A 17,881-nucleotide genomic window follows, 5' to 3' on the forward strand; every position below is an offset into this window, starting at 1 on the left:
CCCCAGGCCGCCTGCGCCCTGGCCTGGCGGTAGGCGTCGCCCGCCAGGCCCCGCGGGGTGGCGTGGGCGGACATGCAGTAGCAGGACGCAGGCGGCAGACTCAGTTCCCGGTCACCGCTGGGCAGGAGGCGGGCGGTGGGGGCGGGTTGGCCCAGGAGATCAAGGCCGGCTTCCCCGAGCAGGGCCCAATCCGAGGCACCCACGGGGCAGACCTGAGGGCGGTCCTGATCCAGGTTGACCAGCACGAGAACGGCATCGAGGCCTTCGGCGGAATGCCTCAGCAGGGCCAGCACGGAGGCATCGTCGGCGCTGAGGCGGCGGATGTCAGCGCCGTCGAAGAAGCAGGGGTGCTGGGCCAGCAGGCGGTTGAGCGTGGCGAGTTCCTCCACCAGGTTCGGCTCCGTGCCCCAGGCTAGGTCCCGAGCCTCGTGCACATCCACCTTCTCCGTGGCCAGCCACTCCACGCCCGCGGTGAAGCCGAAGGCACCGTTCTGCGTGGCCAGGGCGCTGAGTCGGTTGCGCTGGCGCGACCAGGCGGCGCCGCGGCCCGCCAGGCGGAGGTTGTCATGGGTCTCGCTGTAGTGGACGAGCAGGCCCGTCCGCTCACCCTGGCGCAGGCAGTGGTCCAGGTAGTGGGCCACCTCGATGGGGTGGTGATTCTGGAACAGCTCCGAGTAGGCCCACTGCATGCCGCCCCGGGTGAGCAGGGCCTCAGTGGCGTCCCAGCCGCCGCCCAGGCCCTCCAGGAGGAAGACCGCTTCGGGGTAGGCCTGATGGACCTTTGCGGTGATGTACTGCCAGGCCGGCAGGGGCACCATGTAGCCCGCATCGCAGCGGAAGCCGTCCACGCCACGCTCGCACCACACCAGCAGCGCCCGCGCCACGGTGTCCCAGAGGGCGGGACTCCCGTGGTCCAGCTCCACCAGGTCCTCCCAAGTGGTGCCCCAAGCGCCCGGGCTGTGGAAGGTTCCATCGGGGTTGCGCCGGAACCAGTCGGGCCGGTGCTCGAGGAGACGGGAACCCCAGCCCGTGTGGTTGACCAGGATGTCCAGGAGGACCTGACCACCCCGGAGGTGGACAGCCTCGGTCAGCTCGCGGAACTGCTCCTCGGCGGTGGTCCGGCGGTCGAAGTCGACCAGGGCGGGATCGATGGCGGTCAGGTCCAGCTGGGCGTAGGGGCTGCCGAAGCGGCCCATGCGGGCGTACGTGGTGGGCACGGGGCCTACGGGCAGGAGGTGCAGGATGCGGCTGCCCAGGCGCTCGAAGATGTGGGGCACGGCGGCCGTGAGGTCCCGCAGGCCGCCCGAGGGCGGGATCACCGCATAGCCGGCCGCATCCAGCGCCCGGACGGCCTCATCCAAGGCCGGCAGCTGGCGGGCTGCGGCCCCCCCGAACATGCGTGGGAAGGCACAGTAGATTGTGTTGGCGGTGCGCAGGCGGTCGGGATGGATCGAGAGGCTGAGATCCTCGCCTTCGGGCCAGTGCTGGAACCCCGCCGGGTCCACAGAGTAGGCCTTCGCACGGAAGCACCCGGGCTCCGTGAGGGCCAGGTCTAGGCCCCAGCCTCCTTCCGTCTCCTGTAGCGGGATGTCCCGCCAGGAGGACCCCGCGGGATCGCGGGTGCCTTCGCCATGGAGGGCCAGCGTCTCGGCCCGCATCCCCGCGCCCCTCGTGAGGTTGGTGCGCAGAAAGGCTCGCCAGCCAACCGACCCGGCGGCCGGATGCGTCAGCCCAAAGACCACCCGATCCCCCACGAAGCGGAGCAGCTGGGAGCCCGGGGGCGGTGTCATGGCAGGGTGGGGCATGGGAGCAGTTCCGCCGCCGGAAATGCGGGGTGGGCCAGTCTAATTGTCGCCGAGCAGCTGGCCTGGCCGCATGCGCATGATGGCGGGCACATGAAGGTCATCCGCACCGGGCACCTCGCCGCTGGGCGTGGGAGCCTGGGGCAGCAGACGGGTGGGCGTGGGTCCCTGGAGCTCCCCGGCGGGCACTTCGCCGTAGACCCGACCGCTCACCACATTGGCGGGGAGGGGCTGGGACTGGATGGGGAGCGCGGTCGTGTAGACCTGGGCGGGGGCTTCGCCACCACTCAGGTGCAGGCTGTTCCGCCGCTCCTCCAGGAGCTTCTCCTCTTGGTCGAAGCCGCTGGCGAGGACGGTGACCAGCACGCGGTCCTCCATGCCCTCGCCCTCGACGGTGCAGGCCTTGATGTCGGGCCGGCCTCGGTAGTGGTCCTGCAGATAGTTCATGGCGGTCTCGATGGCCGAGGCCTCCATGACCTCCCAGTCGGCGGTGATGGACACCATGACGTTGGAGGCGGCGCCGGACTGGGCGCGCTCCAGCAGGGGGCAGGCCAGGGCTTTCTTCAGGGCGTCCATGACGGCATCCTCGCCGCGGCCGGCGCCGGTGCCGATGAGGGCCTCGCCCCCATTGCGCAGGACCGCCTCCACGTCGGCGAAGTCTCCATTGATGATGCCGGGCTTCAGGATGAGGTCCGCGATGCCGCGCACGCCCTGGATGAGGACGCCGTCCGCCACGCGGAAGGCCTCCTTCATGGTGACGCGGGCGTCGCAGACGTTTTTCAGCCGCTCGTTGCTGACGACGATGACGGTGTCGGCGGTGTCGCGCAGGTTCGCCAGGCCGGCGAGGGCGAGATCACCCTTCTTGCGGCCCTCCCAAGCGAAGGGCGTGATGACCACGGCCACGGTGAGGGCGCCCAGTTCGCGGGCGTAGTTGGCCAGCACGGGCGCGGCGCCCGTGCCAGTACCGCCACCCATGCCGGCGGTGATGAATATCATGTCGGCGCCCTGGAGGGCCGCCAGCACTTCCTCCCGGCTCTCCTCCGCCGCCACGGCGCCGCGCTCGGCATTGCCCCCGGCGCCCAGGCCCCGGCTGCTCTGGGGACCGAGGGGCAGCTTCAGGTGGGCCTTGCTGTGGGCAAGGCTCTGCTGGTCGGTGTTCATGGCGATGAACTGCACGCCGGTGACGCCGCTGTCGATCATGCGGTTGATGGCATTGCAGCCCGCGCCGCCCACGCCCAGCACCTTGATGTTGGCGCCAGGCAGACCGTGGGGGCAGGGAAGATAGGGGGTCTCAGACATCGGGGCTCCCGAAGGGGTGTGGCAGAAGAGCTACTTAAAACGGCCCATGAATCGGCCGAATAATCCATCACTGCGGTCCTGCTTGGTGCGGTTCTCGCTCAGGTCGCGCGCCAGGGCCTTGACCGCGCCCAGGGCATTCACGAAGAAGGGGTTGCCCGTGGCCTGTGGCAGGCCGACCACACCCTGGATCCGGCCCAGCACCACCCGGGGCCTGCCCAACAGGGTCTGGGCCAGGATGGGCAGGTGGGTGAGCAGGGCGCCGCCGCCCACCAGGTGCACCCCGCCGTGGATCTCATGCATGAGGCCCGTCCGGCCCATCTCGGCCAGCACGTGGTTCAGCAGTTCCGCTGCGCGGGCCTGCAGCACCTCGGCGATCTCGCGGCGGGAGACCAGGCGGCCCTCCTCCTCGAGTTCGATGGACTCCTCGGCCGGAACGTGACTGGGCAGGACGGTGCCGAAGCGAATCTTCACGCGTTCGGAGGCCGCAATGCCGCCCAGGTGCTTGGTGATCTCGAGGTCGCGGGTGAAGTGTGCGCCGCCGATGGGGATCACCGCCGAGTGGAACAGCGTGCCGTGCAGGAAGATCCCCAAGTGGGTGAGCTGCTCGCCGATGTCCACCACCACCGCGCCGTTTTCGCGGTCCTCGCGGCTGAGGACCGCCTCGGAGCTGGCCAGGGGCGAGTAGATCAGCTCCGAGCCGTGCAGGCCCGCGTTCTTCAGGGCCAGCTGGATGTTCATGATCACGGGACTGGGCGCCACGATGATGCGGACCTCGGCCTCCAGCGTCTCGCCGAACATGCCCACGGGATTGCGGATGTCCCGCTGGCCCTTGATGTGGAAGATCTGCGGGATGCGGTGGAGGACCAGCTCCTCCTTGGCCAGCTTGCAGCTGTTGGTGGCCTGCTCCAGCACCCGGTCCCGGTCGCCGGCGGTGATGATCTTGTCGCCACTGGAGATCGTGATGGAATCGCGGAGGTTCTCACCCTTGAACTGGATGCCGTCCACGGCCACACGGATGCCATCGACCTTGGTCTGTCCCGCGGTGTTCATGGCCTCCTCGACGGCCCGCACGATGGCGCGGGTGCTGAGGTCCATGTCCGTGATCTGCCCCTGGGTCATGCCGCCCTGGGGCGAAGCCTGGCCCGTCCCGGTCACGTTCAGGGTTCCGTCTTCCTCCTGGACGGCGACCACCGCCACCACTTTGCTTGCACCTGGGTCGAGTCCGAGGAGTACGGCGCGCTGCGGCATGAAGATCCTTTTCCTTGCTCTAGGTTTATACCAGTTCCGCCCGCGAAATCGAGGATTCGTGGCGGGAAAAACCCGGAATACTCCTTCCGGCGTTCAGCGCCGGGGCTTTGCCGGGGGCGGTTCGTCTTCGGGTTCGCCCACGGCCACCTCATCGTCCCAGCGCAGGTCGATGTACCTGAGCCGGGTGAGATCCGGCCGCTGAGAGAGGCGATCCACGAAGAGACCCTGAAAATTGGGCACGTTTTTCGTGACATCCTTGCGTGATAGGTATATCGGCGCGAGCAGCCCCTCGATATAGGCCACAGGCCCCTTCGGGCTGTCCCTCAGCTCGGTGATCCGCTCGTAAAATCCCTGCTGCTTTTCACGGAGAATGCGGGCAGCACTGACCAAACGGGCCAATCCAAGATCTGTCTGACTGGTGGGATCCACCACCACAGGAATGGGATTTAGATTGGCCTGGTTGACGCGATCGAGCAGGACCCCGTCATCCGAGACCAGAAACACCCCATTGGGGCGGACCAGCCAGAGGACGGGTCGCCGCTCCTCGATGGCGAGGCTGAGGCGGTCGGGGGGGTCCTTGCGGATCTGCAAGCCCCTCACCCAGCGCTTGGTTTCGATGCGGGCCCTCAGCTCCTCGGCATCCACCCAGAAGAGCGGTTTGCCCAGCACCAGCTGTTCTGCCAGCTTCTGGACCTCGGCCTGCCGCTCACCCCGGCAACCGCTCACATTGACCTGCTCGATCACCAGCTTCTGCAGGCCCAGGTAGCGCGTGCCCAGCTCCAGAAGGCCCCATCCGGCGAGGCCGATGACGGTCACGGTGATCCCCGCCCGGGCCCATGGCAGCCAGGGGCGCTTGGGGCGTGTGCGGGGGAGCATGGACATGCAGCCAGTCTACTCCCGCCAGATCTCGACTTCGGGTTCCAGGTCCACTCCGTGGACTTCCAGCACCTTGGCCCGGACCTGTTCCATCAACTCGGCAAACTCCGAGGCCGTGGCCCGGCCGTGGTTCACCAGGAAGTTGCCGTGCTCCGGGCTCACCTCGGCATCACCGATGCGCAGGCCCTTGAGGTGGGCCTTGTCGATGAGCCGGCCTGCGCTCAGCCCGGGCGGGTTCTTGAAGATGCAGCCGGCGTTGCGCTTGGACAGGGGCTGGCTGGTGCCGCGCTTCTCGCGGTACTCGGCCACCTGGGCGCGGATGGTGGCGGGGTCACCCTCCACCAGCTGCGCCGTGGCCGACAGGATCACCCGACCGCCGGTGAGGAAGCTCCAGCGGTAGCGGAACTCGCCAGGCTCAGGCACCTTCTCCACCAGGTCGCCTTCGGGTGTGAGGAAGCGATAGCGCTTCAGCACGTCCACCCACTCGCGGCCATAGGCCCCGGCGTTCATGCGGATGGCGCCGCCCAGGGAGCCGGGGATACCGCTGGCGAACTCCAGACCCGACAGGCCCGCGACGGCCGCGGCTTCGGCCAGGGCGATATGGCCATGGCTGGCGGGGGCCGTGAGGCAGAGGCCTTCGCGCCGGACCTCCTTCGGCAGGGCCAGCCGCAGGACAGGTGTGGACACGTCGCCCAGCACCACCAGGTTCGAGCCACCCCCCAACACCCGCCAGGGGAGGCCCTCCCGAGCGCAGGCGCGGACAAAGGCCTGGGCTTCGAGTTCGGTCGTTGGCTCAAAGAGCCACTGGCAGAGGCCGCCCACGCCCAGGGTGGTGAGCTTCGAGAAGGGCACGTCCCGGCGGTGCGGGACCTGCAGCATGTCGTCAGGGAGCGGGTGCAGCATCCACTCCAGTATGGGGCCGCTCCAGTTCCAGCAGCCGTGCCTTGCGTTCGGGGGTGCCGAAGGCGCTCCAGCCGCCCGGGCCGCGGGCGGCCACCACGCGGTGGCAAGGCACGAGGATGAGGATCGGGTTGGCCTTTACGGCCTGGCCCACGGCCCGTGCCGCGCCGGTCCGGCCGCAGAGCAGGGCGACCTCGCCATAGCTGATGGTCTGGCCGGGCCGGGTGCCCCGGAGCACCTCGGCTACGCGACGCTGGAAAGGCGTCAACTCCGACAGGTCGAGGGGGATCCGGCTCAGGTCCTGGGGCCGGCCCGCCAGGTGGGTCATGAGTCTATGCACTGCCTCCAACACCCAGGCTGGGGCCTTCGGTGACTCGCGGGGGTCGATCCCCTCCACGAAGCGCAGCGCGCAGACCCCGTCGATGGTCCAGGACAGCCCCAATCGGCCGAGTGGGGTGGTGAAGGAGAGTGCCTTGGGCATATGTTGATCTTCCTTCAGGCCGAGTTCTCCAACTCCCGCTTGGGAGGGATGAAGGTCATGGCCCGCTCGGCCAGGGCGGCGATGGTGAGCGAAGGGTTCACGCCGGGGTTGGCCGAGATGGCGGCACCATCGATGACATAGAGCCCCTGATAGCCGAACAGTTGGTGCCTGTGGTCGATGGCGCCAGTCTCGGCAGAATCGCCCATGGGCGCCCCACCCAGGATGTGGGCCGTAGTGGGAATGCCCAGCAGCGTCTCCGTGAGCAGGCTGGTGGGGTAGCCATCGAGATGCTTGGTGACCCGCTCAGAGAGATCGTTGGCCTCAGGGGCCCAGGCCTTGGCCGGGGGGCCATCGCCGGGTTCGGTGACCGCACCCCGCAGGAAGGCCGTCCGGAAGCCCCGGCCCAGGCGCATCTTGATGTGCCCGTCAACGGTGCGCATGTAGAGCAGGATCATGGTGAACTTCGCCCAGTCTGAGACGAAGTAGGTGCGGAGGGTCCGGATCGGATGGCGCAGGACCAGGCCGAGGGCGTTGGCGAAGCGCTGGAAGAGCGTGTCGCCTGGGGCCATGGGGAGCATGAGGGTGCGGAAGAACCCTGCGCCCGCCGAGTAGCGCACGGGCTCCAGGTGGGAATGCTCGTCCGTGTGCAGGATCGAGCCGATGGCGATGCCCTTCGACAGATCTTGGTCGCGACGCTGGGTGACGACGCCGATGAGCACCTCCGAGTTGGTGCGCACGAAGTCGCCGACCCGGTCAGACAGCGCTGGCAGGCCGGTGGCCTGCTCCTTGAGCTGCAGCAGAAGCGGCACTGTGCCCAGTACGCCACCGGCGAAGATGATCTGCTTGGCTTGGTAGGTTCGTTTCGAATTCAACGCGGGGATCGCCCAGGTACCCTGGCGGGCTTCGACCTCGTAGCCACCTCCAGGGAGGGGCTTCACCCAGGTCACCTCCGTGTCGGCCTCGATCTGCAGTCCGAGCTTTTCGGCCAGGTAGAGGTAGTTGCGGTCCAAGGTGTTTTTCGCCCCGTGGTTGCAGCCCAGCATGCAGCCCCCACAGAGGGTGCAGCCAGTGCGGTCCGGACCTTCGCCGTTGAAGAAGGGATCCTTCACGGTCTCGCCTGTCTTTCCGAAGTAAACCGCCACGTTCGTGTGCTCGAAGGTGGACTCGCGGCCGAGTTCCTTTCCCACCGCCTGGAGCACCTCATCCGGGTAGGTCAGGGATGGGTTCCGGGTGGCTCCGAGCATGCGCAGCACCAGCTGGTAGGGAGCGGCCAGCTCGGCTTTCCAGTCCGCCAGGTGGGACCAGGAGGGTGCCTCGAAGAAGGGGTCCTTGGGCACGGGCAGGGTGTTGGCGTAGACCAGGGAGCCGCCCCCCACGCCCACGCCCGAGAGTGCCGTGACGTGGCCCAGGAAGGTCATCTTGAACAATCCGCGGAAGCCCACCTGGGGCAGCCAGAAGAACCGCTTCAGGTTCCAGTTGGTCTTGGGGAAGTCACCGGCCCGCAGGCGGCGGCCCTTCTCCAGCACCAGCACCTTGTAGCCCTTCTCCACCAGCCGCAGGGCGCTCACGCTGCCGCCGAATCCGGACCCGATGATGATGTAGTCCCATTCCATGGAGAGTCTCCGGGGAGGCGTCCTTCCGTTAGGCTGAAGTCATGCGCTGGCTTTCCATCGATCATGGCACGAAGAAGATCGGCCTCGCCTTCTCGGACGAGCTGGAGATCCTGGCTTCGCCCTTCGAGGTGTGGCCCCAAGAAGACGAGCGCACCCTCGACCGCCTGGCCCGGTTATGCAAAGAGGAGGGCGTCCAAGCTCTGGCCGTGGGACTGCCCCGCCACAAAGACGGCGTTGAGAGCGCCACGGCCCCGGCTGCGCGGGCCTTCGGCGAGGCTCTGGCGGTCCGCACGGGCCTGCCGGTCCGCTTCGTGAACGAGCACCTCAGCAGCGCCGAGGCGGAACGCCTCCTGCGCGAGCGGGGCGTCAAGCCTGAGAAGCGGAAGGCCATGCTGGACGCGGCGGCAGCGGCGGTGATCCTCTCCGAGTTACTGGAGGATCGGCGAGCGAGGGGGATCGCACCACCTGAACTGGACTGACTATCCCAGCCGCACAGTCCGCATGCAGCGTTCGGCGAGGCCCGGGTTGTGGGTGACGAGCAGGGTGGTGGGGCGCAACTCGGCGTGCAGGCTGAGGAGGAAGCCGAAGACTTCTTCCGCGGTGGCGGGGTCGAGGTTGCCCGTGGGCTCGTCGAGGAGCCACAGGGCGGGCTTGCGCACCAGGGCGCGGGCGAGGCCGGCACGGGCCGCCTCGCCGCCCGAGAGCTGGCCGGGCATGCGCTCGCCGAGGGTGCCCAGGCCCACGGTGCTCAGGAGGCGGTCGATCCAGACCTCGGCCTCGGGAGCCACGTCACCCTCGATGAGCAGGGGCATGCGCAGGTTCTCCCGCACGGTGAACTCGGGCAGTAGGTGGGGCTGTTGGAAGGCTAGGCCCACGGAGCGGCGGCGGTAGAGGGCGCGGGCCTCGCTGCCCTCGGGGACAGGGACGCCGCCCACGGTAATGCGGCCATCCTCCCAGCGATCCAGCCCCGCCACACAGTTCAGCAAGGTGGTCTTGCCCACGCCGGAGACGCCCACGATGGCGCAGAGGCTGCCGGCCTCCACCTCCAGGTCGAAGCCATCGAACACGGGGTGCTCATTGCCCGGGTAGGTCTTGTGGAGGCCCTGGATGGCAAGCGTCTGGCCGATCATTCCGCCCTCAGCGCGTCAACGGGATCCAGGGCGGCGGCCTTCTTCGCGGGATATCGCGCGGCCAGCCAGGACACCAGGAGGGGGAAGGCGGCCACCAGCACAATGTCCAGCACCTTGAGCCGGAAGGGCATGTAGGTGATGAAGTCGTAGACGGCAGCGGGGAGCTTCAGCAGCTTGAAGTGATCGAGGATCAGACAGAGGGGGACGCTCACGCCCAGCCCCCAGGCGGTGCCCACGGCCCCGATGCGCAGGCCCTGCAGTTCGAAGAGCCGCTGGATCTGCCGGGGCGTGGCGCCCAGGGCCAGCAGGACGCCCAGGTCGCGGCGCTTCTCGGTCACCAGCAGTACCAGGGAGGCCACGATGTTGAAGGCAGCCACCAGGACGATGAGGCTGAGGATGGCGGCGAAGGCCCACTTCTCCACCAGGAGCGCGGCAAAGAGGGCCTTGTTAGAGTCCCGCAGGTCCGTGGCCTGGAATGCGGGGCCGAGGGCGTCCAGCACGCGGGGCTTCACATCTGCGATGGCGTCTATGCCTGAGGCGCGGACTTCGATCATCTCCGCCCGACCCTCGGCTTTGGCGATCCGCATGGCATCACCCAGCTGGATGAAGGCCCAGGCCTTGTCGTATTCGGAACTGCGACTGTGGAAGGTGCCGGCCACCCGGAAGGCGGCCACCTTCGGCTGCTGGCCGCCCAGCCCCAGTTCCAGCCGAAAGAAGGCCAGGGCCACCGTATCGCCTACCTGAACGCTCATGCGCTGGGCCAACTCCTTGCCCAGGACGATCTCACCCTCTTTGAGGCGCTCGATGGGGACGGGCTGCATGGAGTCGAAGATGCTGGAGGTGCCGTGGGCCGTGGCGGGATCCACCGCCTTCACCACGATGGCCTCGGGAGGCATCTCGCTGTCGGGACGGCGCAGCAGGCCTTTCTCCATGCGGATGGGCGAGGCGGCTTGCACACCCGGCAGGGCCCGGATGGTCTTGAGGGCACCCTCGGTGTCCGGGATGTCCCCGGCCAGGTGGAACACCGTGAAGTGGGCCGTGGCACTGAAGAGGGTGGCCTGGATCTCCTCCCGGAACCCGTTCATGACGGCCAGGGTCACCACCATGGCGAAGACGCCCACCGCTGTGCCGCCCCGGGCGAAGCGCACCATGACCCGCACGAAGGCCCCCTTGCGGTGGGTCCTCAGGTAGCGGTCGGCGACGGTGCGTTCGAACAGGGCCATGCCACCAGAGTAGCCGGAGGGACTCCTAGCCGATGCCCAGGTGACCTTCGATCATCTGCAGAAACTCGGCATCCAGGCCGTAGGGCTTCACCAGGACCTGGGCCACACCCATCTCCTGGGCACCCAGCACCAGCTCGGCATCCACGGAGGTCGCGGCCAGGACCACTCGGGTCGCCTCGCCATCCAGGCGCTGCCGGAGAAGGGAGGCCAGGGCGAGACCCTGGAGCTCTGCAACGCCGCCATCCACGAACACCAGCTGGACTTCGTCGAGCTGGTCGAGCAGCTCCGTGAGGGTGGCCGCGACCCGGATCTTGCCGTAGCCGTCCGCCGAGAGGAACCCGACCAGGGCCTCCTGGTCCGGCCCCACGGGCATGGCCAACAACACACCGCGGGTGCGCTTCTTCATTCGGTAAAGGGCCGATCCCCGGTTGGCGAAATCGGGTTGGGGGGTGGTGGTCTCAGGGATGGCAGCAGCGACCATGGCCGTGGGTTCCGGGGCCGTGGCGGGGGGTGGAGCGGGGGCCGGTTCCGGCTCCTTCTTCGGCACAGGGCGGGGGGGCGCCAGCTCGATGGAGGGCTCGGCGGGTTCGGCCTTGGGCTGTGGGGGGCGCCGGACCTTGGGGGGTACCGAGGTGGGGAGCGAACCGGTCCGACTCGTCACCATGGCCTTGACGGGACTCAGGATCGACTCCTTGCCCGAATCAAAGGTGATCCCGATGGAGAGGCCATTCCCTTCGGAGGCGACGTGGGCAGCGATGCCACCGACTTCGATCAGTGGGCACTTGGGCAGCTTGTTGAGCTTGATCACCATGAAGACTTCGCCGACGGACAGCAGGTTGGGGCCCATGTGCATGGGACCCTGGGTTTTCACGTTGATGGCGCGACCGACCTTGAGACACACCCCGCCTTCGGAGATGTTGTCGATGGTACCGGTGAGGCCGATGCCTTCGAACAATCCGGTGAGGGCAATGGCGGTGGCGCCCTCCCGCTGGTTGAGCCTGGCCCGGGCCTTCTTGCGGCGCTCGGCCAGCTCGATGGTGGAGGGGAGCTCCATGATCAGGGTGCCCGTCTTGAGCTCTTGCAGCTTGCCTGTGGCCATAAGCCGGAGGCCATCGAGGTAGAAGAGGAGCCGGATCGGCTCACCCTTCTCGGCCATAACCCGTCCCTGAGTCCCGAGCGTCACGCGCTCCTCGCCGACCACGACCAGCGAGGCCGGGATCTCCCTGCCCTTGGGGTCCACGGCGAAGATGGTCGCCCGCACCCGCTGGGCGTCCTCCAGATAGGCCAAGACCAGCTCGGATCCTTCCGACGACTTGGATTTTTTCAGCCCGAACATGGCCATGAAGACGTGGCTCCCAGTCCTCTGCATCGTCCCCGGGGACAAGGGCTTGATTATTACCGCAGGGACAGGCAGGTTTGCCATATGGATGAATCGCCCCTGCGCTGCCTGCTCATCGCCCGCCAAGGCCCCGAGGACCGGGAGGAGCTCATCCAGGACCACCTGTTGGAACTGGCCGAGCTGGCCCGGAGCTGCGGGTTTGCCGTGCAGTCCAGGCGGATCCTGAAGCGCTCCGAGATCGCCTCCAAGACCTTCTATGGCTCCGGTCAGTTGGCGGCCCTGGGGGAGGAAGTGTCCCGACAGGGCGTCACGCACCTCATCTGCGACGACGAACTGAGGGGCAGTCAGGTGAACGCCATCGAGAAGCTGACGGGCCTCATCTGCCTCGACAGGACGGGCTTGATCCTCAGCATCTTCGAGCAGCGGGCCCAGACCCGGGAGGCCAAGGCCCAGGTGGAGCTGGCCCGGTGCGAATACGAGCTGCCCCGGCTCAAGGGGGCCTGGACCCACCTGGAGCGCCAGGGCGGGGGCGTGGGTCTGCGGGGCGGGCCCGGCGAGACCCAGATCGAGGTGGACCGCCGCATGGTCCGCACCCGCATCAGCCAGCTAAAGCGGGAGCTCACTCACCTGGAGCAGGTGCGGAAGACCCAGCGCGACGGCCGGCCCAAAGGCCTACCGCGGGTGGCCCTGGTGGGCTACACCAATGCCGGCAAGACCAGCCTCCTCAAGGCCCTCACGGGCGAGGGCGAGCCCCGGGACCTGCTCTTCGCCACCCTGGACACCACCACCCGCAAGGCCTGGCTGGGCCAGGACTTCAACCCGGAAACCGGCGAGGGCAGCCTGGAGCCTAAGCACTGTCTGGTGGCCGACACCGTGGGCTTCATCCGCAAGCTGCCCCACCAGCTGGTGGCCGCCTTCCGGAGCACCCTGGGGGAAGTCCGCACCGCCGACGCGCTGCTGGTGGTGGCCGATGCGGCCCACCCGGATCTGGAGGACCACCTCAAGGTCGTGGGCGCCACCCTGCGGGAGATCGGCTGCGAACCGGAGGGCATCGAGGCCCAGCCGCGGCTCCTCATCCTCAACCAGGTTGACCGCCTTCATCGGCCCCAGAAGCTGGAACTCAGGAGGCAGCATCCCGGCGCGGTGCAGGCCTGTGCCATCCAGGACCTCGGACTGGACGAGATCCGCCTCTGGCTGCGGGAACTGGTCCCCGGTCCGGCCAAACCCCGGGAACTGGAGGCCTGGGAGCTGCCGGAGTCGATTCCGGCTCAGTAGTTCGGGCCCGAAGTAAGGATGTTGGGGCTGCTGCAGGTGGACTGGCCGCGCCTGGCGGCCACGCTCGTGTCTTAGCCCGTGACGGGAAGAAGGCGGAATTGCCCAGGTGGCGGGCACCCGAATTGCTGAAGTCCTGGTAACCGGGCCTTTCTCGCCGTGGTTGAATCGAGCCCCAAATGTCCTTCCTGCGGTCCCAACTGCCACTCGACGCTTTGAGGGGCCAGGCACAGCTGCTTGGGCAGATGCAGCAGCTGGCATTCCGTGAGCCGGCCATGAACACCGGATCAGGGGCCGGATCCTTCCAGGCCCAGTTGCTCCAGCAGGTGATGGGCGACTGTGATCGCAGTTCCCTGATGATGAACGAACCAGCTGGCGAAGCCCTCCCGCTGTCGCCCTCGTGGCGTCGGCCTGCATACCTTGGCCATCAAGGCCTGGGCGAGAAACCAGCCATCCGCCACGCCGCCAGCCGGGACGTTCCCCTGGCGCAGACTGGCCACGCCCATCATGCGGCTCCCCACTCACCCAGGTCGACCCAGGCCAGGCCTATCCCGCCACCCGTTGTCGTAGCCGAGCCCGCCACGCAAAAGCCTCGCGAGGTGACCGTTGTTCACCCGCCCAGTGCGGCGGATGGGTTCCTGGAAAACCTGGCCGGGGTGGCCCGTTCCACGGCCGAGGTCCTGGGGCTTTCCCCCCACTTGCTCCTGGCCCAGGCCGCGCTGGAAACCGGCTGGGGCCGCAAGGCGATCAAGGATGCGGCGGGCCAGGAAAGCTTCAACCTGTTCGGAATCAAGGCCAGCAAGCATTGGACCGGCAAGACCGTGGAGGTCACCACGACCGAGTACAGCCACGGCGTGCCTCAAAAGAAGGTGGAATCCTTCCGCGCCTATGGCTCCTACGCCGAATCCTTTTCGGACTACGCGAGGTTGATCAAGAATCGCTACGGCGAGGCCATGGCGCATGGGGCGACCGCCGAAGGGTTTGGCAGGGCCCTGCAGGCGAATGGCTATGCCACCGATCCGAAGTACGCCCAGAAAATCGCCCGGGTTGCCCAGAGTGTGGCTTACCGAATGGCGAGGCGGTCTTCTAGCCCCGGCGATATGGCCTGAAGCAGGGCGCTCATGCGGCTGGCGGGTCAGCTTTCGGCCAGACCATCCTTGCGTTCCAGGCCGGGCAGCAGACCCACGGTGGCCGCTAGGCCCACCGCCAGCAGTATGCGGAGGAAGAACAGGTTGCGGCTCAGGCCGTGGGCCTTGTTGTAGGCCACGCGGTCGGCCGAATCTGGGGCCAGGCTCTCGATCGGCGCGTTGATGCGGGCCCGGATGGCCTGCACTTTCGGGGTCACGACGAAGCTGCTGGCCAGGCACATGAGCAGGGCCACCATCAGGCCGCCGCTCCAGAGGCGGATGGGGCCGATGAGGTCCTCCTTCACTTCCGCGACCCAGCGGCCCACCCAGCTGAGTCCTGCCAGGCCGAAGGCCGCCCAGGCAGCCCAGTCCAGGCGGCCGATGATGAGCCCGGCGATGCGCCCGGCCACATCCCGGCTGGGCAGTTCACGGAAGAAGACAGGGGCCGAGAAGATGCCAAAGCCCAGCGCCGCGCCTGCCCATAGCAGCAGCAGAATCAGGGTGAGCTGGTCGAGGCGGCGTAGGGTGGTCGGGTTCATGAAATCCTGCGGTGTCTCATAACCATTCGTTGTAGGAGAGGCCGTTCGACCCCTTTTCCGCGGAGCCGCTGCGCACCCGGAAGACACCCAGCTCTGCTTCGGGATTGTCCGGATCCGGGGGTTCCAACTCAGTCTGCCACGTATCCCGGGACTGAGTCATGGGGTCGTAAGGAATGTCCCGCAGGTAGCCCAGTTCCCTGAGGGGTCCCAGGCTGGAAGGGTATTTTCCCCGGTCCGCCCGGTGCTGCTCCAGGGCATGGTTGATCTGGAACAGGTTCTCCTTGAGCACGGCCTCCTTGGCCGTCCGCACCTTCTGGCGGTAGCCCGCCAGGCCCACCGTGGCCAGCAGGGCCAGGAGGGTCATGACCACGACCAGTTCGATGAGGGTGAAGCCCCGCTGACGGGAGGGGAAAAAGCGCATGAAATCACCTTACCTCAACCCTGATGATTTCCAGATCCAGCAAGGATGGGCGGTCGACCCGGATCGAATGGATGCGGTCCGATCGTCAGGGATTGGATGAACCTCCGAGGACCTTGTGTGAGTCCTGGCTTGACGCCATGACCACAAGAACGGATCTGAATAATGTCTAGTTTTATATTTAGACTAAATTTAGATCTGCCTTTAGGCTTGTCTGCCACGGGTGGAGGGACCTCCCATGACCACAGCCGCATCTGCCTTGCAAGTCGATCATGGTCTGGGTAACTGGTCCGTCGATGACCTGCTTCAGGCGGTGGCCCGGCGGGATGAGTCCGCCTTGACCGAGCTTTTCCACCGCTATGGAGGCCGGATCTTGGCCTATGTCCGGGTTATGGGGGGCCCCCGCTTTCCGGCGGAGGACGCGGTGCAGGACATCTTCCTGGCCCTCTGGCAAAAGGCCCATCTCTTCAATCCGGAAGGCGGTCGCGCGGAGGGCTGGATCTTCACCCTGACCCGGCACCGGGTCTTGGACATCCGGCGTTCCCAACGGAGCGTTAGGGAAGAGGGGCATGAGGACATGGACCGCCTCCCGGCTCTGGACCTGGACAACACCCTTGGCCACTCCCTTCGCAAGGCCCTCAAGATGCTCCATCCCGATCAGCAACTGCCCCTGCGCCTCGCCTACTATGGCGGGCTGACCTATGAGGAGACCGCCCGCCGCCTGGGAGTGCCCCTGGGCACCCTCAAGTCCCGGATCCGCTCCGGGCTGTCGATGCTCAAACCTCTGCTGAGCCTGTCCCGGAGTGCACGGTGACGACGGCCCATCACCCTTCAGAGGAACTCTGGCAGGACTACCGCTCGGGCCAGCTGGATGCCGCCTCGCGCTGGATCCTTGAGGGCCACCTTGCGGTCTGCCGTGACTGCAGCGCCCGTGGTCTCGCCCAGGCCTCGTCCGAGGAGGGGTTCTTCCCTCACCTGCCTGCGCCGGCGCTGCCAGGCTCGATCCTTTCGTCACTCCTGGCCCGCGTTCGACAGGTCCCCTCCCTTGCCCCACCCAAGATCGGCTCGGAGTCTCTGCCCATTCCCGCGGCCTTCTGGCCCCTTCTCCCCCAGTTGCCCTCCGGAGGCTGGCGAGGTGCCTTGACCCCGGGCTTCCGCTACCTGGACATCCCCCTGCCAGAGGGGCCCCACCTCTACCTGATCCACCTCCGCCGCGGGAGGCGCTTTCCCCGGCATGGCCATGTGGGCAACGAGCGCTCCGTCGTGCTCTGCGGAGGCCTGCGGGATGGTGTGAAGATCCTGGAGGCAGGGGACTTCGATGAAGCCACCACCGATCGGATCCACCGCCCTTGGGCGCTCCCGGATGAGGACTGCTGGATCCTTGCCAGCCTCCAGGGCACCCTTCGCTTCACGGGCTGGAGGGGTTGGCTTCAAGCTCTAATGACCTGATTTTTATCTGGACAGGTCATCCGGGAAGCACCCGGCTCCGTTGATCTCCTTGAAGCCCCCCTGGGTTTCCAACGAGGAGACAACCATGAAGCATCTCAGTCTTGCCCTGATCCTCTCCATCCCTGCCGTCCTGGCTCACGCGGCGGATCCTTCCGCTCCGGCCAGGGCCGCCAAGGTCGACCTGGTGGACACTGCCGTGGCCGCTGGCTCGTTCAAGACTCTGGCTGCCGCTCTGCAGGCCGCCGACTTGGTGGGAACCCTCAAGGGTGAGGGGCCCTTCACGGTCTTCGCCCCCACCGACGAGGCCTTCGCCAAGCTCCCTGCTGGCACGGTGGAAGCCCTCCTGAAGGACATCCCCAAGCTGCGGGGCATCCTCACCTACCACGTGGTGGCCGGGAAGGTTTCCTCGGACCAGGTCGTGAAGCTGTCTTCCGCGCGGACCTTGCAGGGTCAGGACCTGGCCATCACCACCGCCAAGGGCGTGAAGGTTGGTCCGGCCACCGTGACCAAGGCCGACATCGCCGCGAGCAATGGCGTCATCCACGTCATCGACACCGTCCTCATCCCCCTCTAATCCACTCACACTCCAGGAGCCGACCATGATCAAGCCCCTGCATTCCGCCCTCGCCTTCGCCTCGCTCGCCCTCGGACTCGCCTGCACCAGCAGCAACGACGCGCCGCCTCCCGCCCCGAAGGCCCAGGTTCGCGTCGTGCACGCCAGCCCCGATGCGCCCGCCGTGGACGTCACCGTCAATGGCAGCCAGGTGGTAGCCAATGCACCCTACAAGGCCGCCACGACCTTCGCCAGCGTCAACGCCGGAATGGCTGATGTCCGAGTCTATGTGGCAGGCACCAACACGCTGGCCCTGTCAGCCGGACCGACCTTCACGGCAGGTAAGTACTACACCGTGATGGCCGTCAATGCCGTGTCTGCCCTGGAGCCTCTGGTCATCGAGGAGGACGGTTCCGCTCCGGCCAGCGGCAAGCTGAAGGTCCGCGTGGTCCACGCCGCCCCCCATGCCCCTGCCGTGGATATCTATGTGACGGCTCCGTCCGCCGATCTCGCCACCGCGATGCCAACCCTGACCAATGTCCCCTTCAAGGGCTTCTCCGGCGCGCTGGAGATCCCCGCGGCCACCTACCAGGTGCGGGTCACCGCCACCGG

18 protein-coding genes and 1 pseudogene are annotated in these 17,881 nt (G+C 67.3%); 7 read left to right on the plus strand and 12 right to left on the minus strand.

Going from position 1 to position 17,881, the window contains the following annotated elements; translation table 11 throughout:
* The 7 genes and pseudogenes from WAS25_RS00610 to WAS25_RS00640 all read right to left on the minus strand — a co-directional run.
* Positions 1-1,805: pseudogene (locus tag WAS25_RS00610) on the minus strand (amylo-alpha-1,6-glucosidase); the annotation flags it as partial.
* Positions 1,806-1,844: 39 nt separating this feature from the next.
* Positions 1,845-3,101, minus strand: coding sequence for a cell division protein FtsZ (gene ftsZ / locus WAS25_RS00615; protein ID WP_422309286.1), 1,257 nt, complete (start codon positions 3,099-3,101; stop codon positions 1,845-1,847).
* Between the two features lie 30 nt (positions 3,102-3,131).
* Entirely contained in the window at positions 3,132-4,349 is a 1,218-nt protein-coding gene (ftsA, locus tag WAS25_RS00620) for a cell division protein FtsA (RefSeq protein WP_422309288.1), read from the minus strand.
* Between the two features lie 93 nt (positions 4,350-4,442).
* Positions 4,443-5,231 (minus strand): cell division protein FtsQ/DivIB, encoded by a 789-nt coding sequence (locus WAS25_RS00625; RefSeq protein ID WP_422309289.1) that lies wholly within the window; start codon positions 5,229-5,231, stop codon positions 4,443-4,445.
* Positions 5,232-5,240: 9 nt separating this feature from the next.
* Complete coding sequence (murB, locus tag WAS25_RS00630; protein WP_422309291.1) at positions 5,241-6,128, minus strand: UDP-N-acetylmuramate dehydrogenase; 888 nt, start codon at positions 6,126-6,128, stop codon at positions 5,241-5,243.
* A complete protein-coding gene (locus WAS25_RS00635) occupies positions 6,109-6,606 on the minus strand; it encodes a methylated-DNA--[protein]-cysteine S-methyltransferase (protein WP_422309293.1) in 498 nt (165 codons plus the stop codon). Before WAS25_RS00635 ends, murB begins: the two co-directional genes overlap by 20 nt.
* A gap of 14 nt (positions 6,607-6,620) precedes the next feature.
* Entirely contained in the window at positions 6,621-8,219 is a 1,599-nt protein-coding gene (locus tag WAS25_RS00640) for a GMC oxidoreductase (protein ID WP_422309295.1), read from the minus strand.
* Positions 8,220-8,260: 41 nt separating this feature from the next.
* Here WAS25_RS00640 and ruvX point away from each other — a divergent pair, with 41 nt between their 5' ends.
* Entirely contained in the window at positions 8,261-8,698 is a 438-nt protein-coding gene (gene ruvX / locus WAS25_RS00645; RefSeq protein ID WP_422309297.1) for a Holliday junction resolvase RuvX, read from the plus strand.
* Here the strand turns inward: ruvX and WAS25_RS00650 are convergent, their stop codons facing one another.
* From WAS25_RS00650 to WAS25_RS00660, 3 genes are read right to left on the minus strand one after another with little or no spacing between them, the layout of a single operon-like run.
* Positions 8,699-9,349 (minus strand): ABC transporter ATP-binding protein, encoded by a 651-nt coding sequence (locus WAS25_RS00650; protein WP_422309299.1) that lies wholly within the window; start codon positions 9,347-9,349, stop codon positions 8,699-8,701.
* On the minus strand, positions 9,346-10,572 hold the full coding sequence (locus WAS25_RS00655) for an FtsX-like permease family protein (protein ID WP_422309301.1): 1,227 nt from the start codon (positions 10,570-10,572) through the stop codon (positions 9,346-9,348). The genes WAS25_RS00650 and WAS25_RS00655 overlap by 4 nt, the downstream gene beginning before the upstream one ends.
* A 25-nt stretch (positions 10,573-10,597) precedes the next feature.
* Complete coding sequence (locus WAS25_RS00660; RefSeq protein WP_422309303.1) at positions 10,598-11,914, minus strand: hypothetical protein; 1,317 nt, start codon at positions 11,912-11,914, stop codon at positions 10,598-10,600.
* 81 nt (positions 11,915-11,995) lie between these two features.
* On the opposite strand from WAS25_RS00660, the gene hflX reads away from it, so the two are divergent.
* Both hflX and flgJ read left to right on the plus strand, forming a co-directional pair.
* A complete protein-coding gene (hflX, locus tag WAS25_RS00665) occupies positions 11,996-13,186 on the plus strand; it encodes a GTPase HflX (protein WP_422309305.1) in 1,191 nt (396 codons plus the stop codon).
* A gap of 356 nt (positions 13,187-13,542) precedes the next feature.
* Positions 13,543-14,292: a flagellar assembly peptidoglycan hydrolase FlgJ gene (flgJ, locus tag WAS25_RS00670; RefSeq protein ID WP_422309319.1), complete on the plus strand. Its 750-nt coding sequence runs from the start codon at positions 13,543-13,545 to the stop codon at positions 14,290-14,292.
* Positions 14,293-14,318: 26 nt separating this feature from the next.
* Here flgJ and WAS25_RS00675 read toward each other — a convergent pair whose 3' ends face one another.
* Positions 14,319-14,849, minus strand: a complete 531-nt coding sequence (locus tag WAS25_RS00675) for a DUF4149 domain-containing protein (protein ID WP_422309307.1) — start codon at positions 14,847-14,849, stop codon at positions 14,319-14,321.
* Positions 14,850-14,865: 16 nt separating this feature from the next.
* Positions 14,866-15,270, minus strand: a complete 405-nt coding sequence (locus tag WAS25_RS00680; protein WP_422309309.1) for a type II secretion system protein — start codon at positions 15,268-15,270, stop codon at positions 14,866-14,868.
* Between the two features lie 235 nt (positions 15,271-15,505).
* Here WAS25_RS00680 and WAS25_RS00685 point away from each other — a divergent pair, with 235 nt between their 5' ends.
* The 4 genes from WAS25_RS00685 to WAS25_RS00700 form a co-directional block, all read left to right on the plus strand.
* Positions 15,506-16,081, plus strand: coding sequence for an RNA polymerase sigma factor (locus tag WAS25_RS00685; protein ID WP_422309311.1), 576 nt, complete (start codon positions 15,506-15,508; stop codon positions 16,079-16,081).
* Complete coding sequence (locus WAS25_RS00690; protein ID WP_422309313.1) at positions 16,078-16,716, plus strand: cupin domain-containing protein; 639 nt, start codon at positions 16,078-16,080, stop codon at positions 16,714-16,716. The genes WAS25_RS00685 and WAS25_RS00690 overlap by 4 nt, the downstream gene beginning before the upstream one ends.
* A gap of 85 nt (positions 16,717-16,801) precedes the next feature.
* On the plus strand, positions 16,802-17,290 hold the full coding sequence (locus tag WAS25_RS00695; RefSeq protein WP_422309315.1) for a fasciclin domain-containing protein: 489 nt from the start codon (positions 16,802-16,804) through the stop codon (positions 17,288-17,290).
* Positions 17,291-17,315: 25 nt separating this feature from the next.
* Positions 17,316-17,881: DUF4397 domain-containing protein (locus WAS25_RS00700; RefSeq protein ID WP_422309317.1), on the plus strand; the 566-nt coding region annotated here is incomplete at its 3' end.

The organism is Geothrix sp. (assembly GCF_049292215.1).
GTDB lineage: Bacteria > Acidobacteriota > Holophagae > Holophagales > Holophagaceae > Geothrix.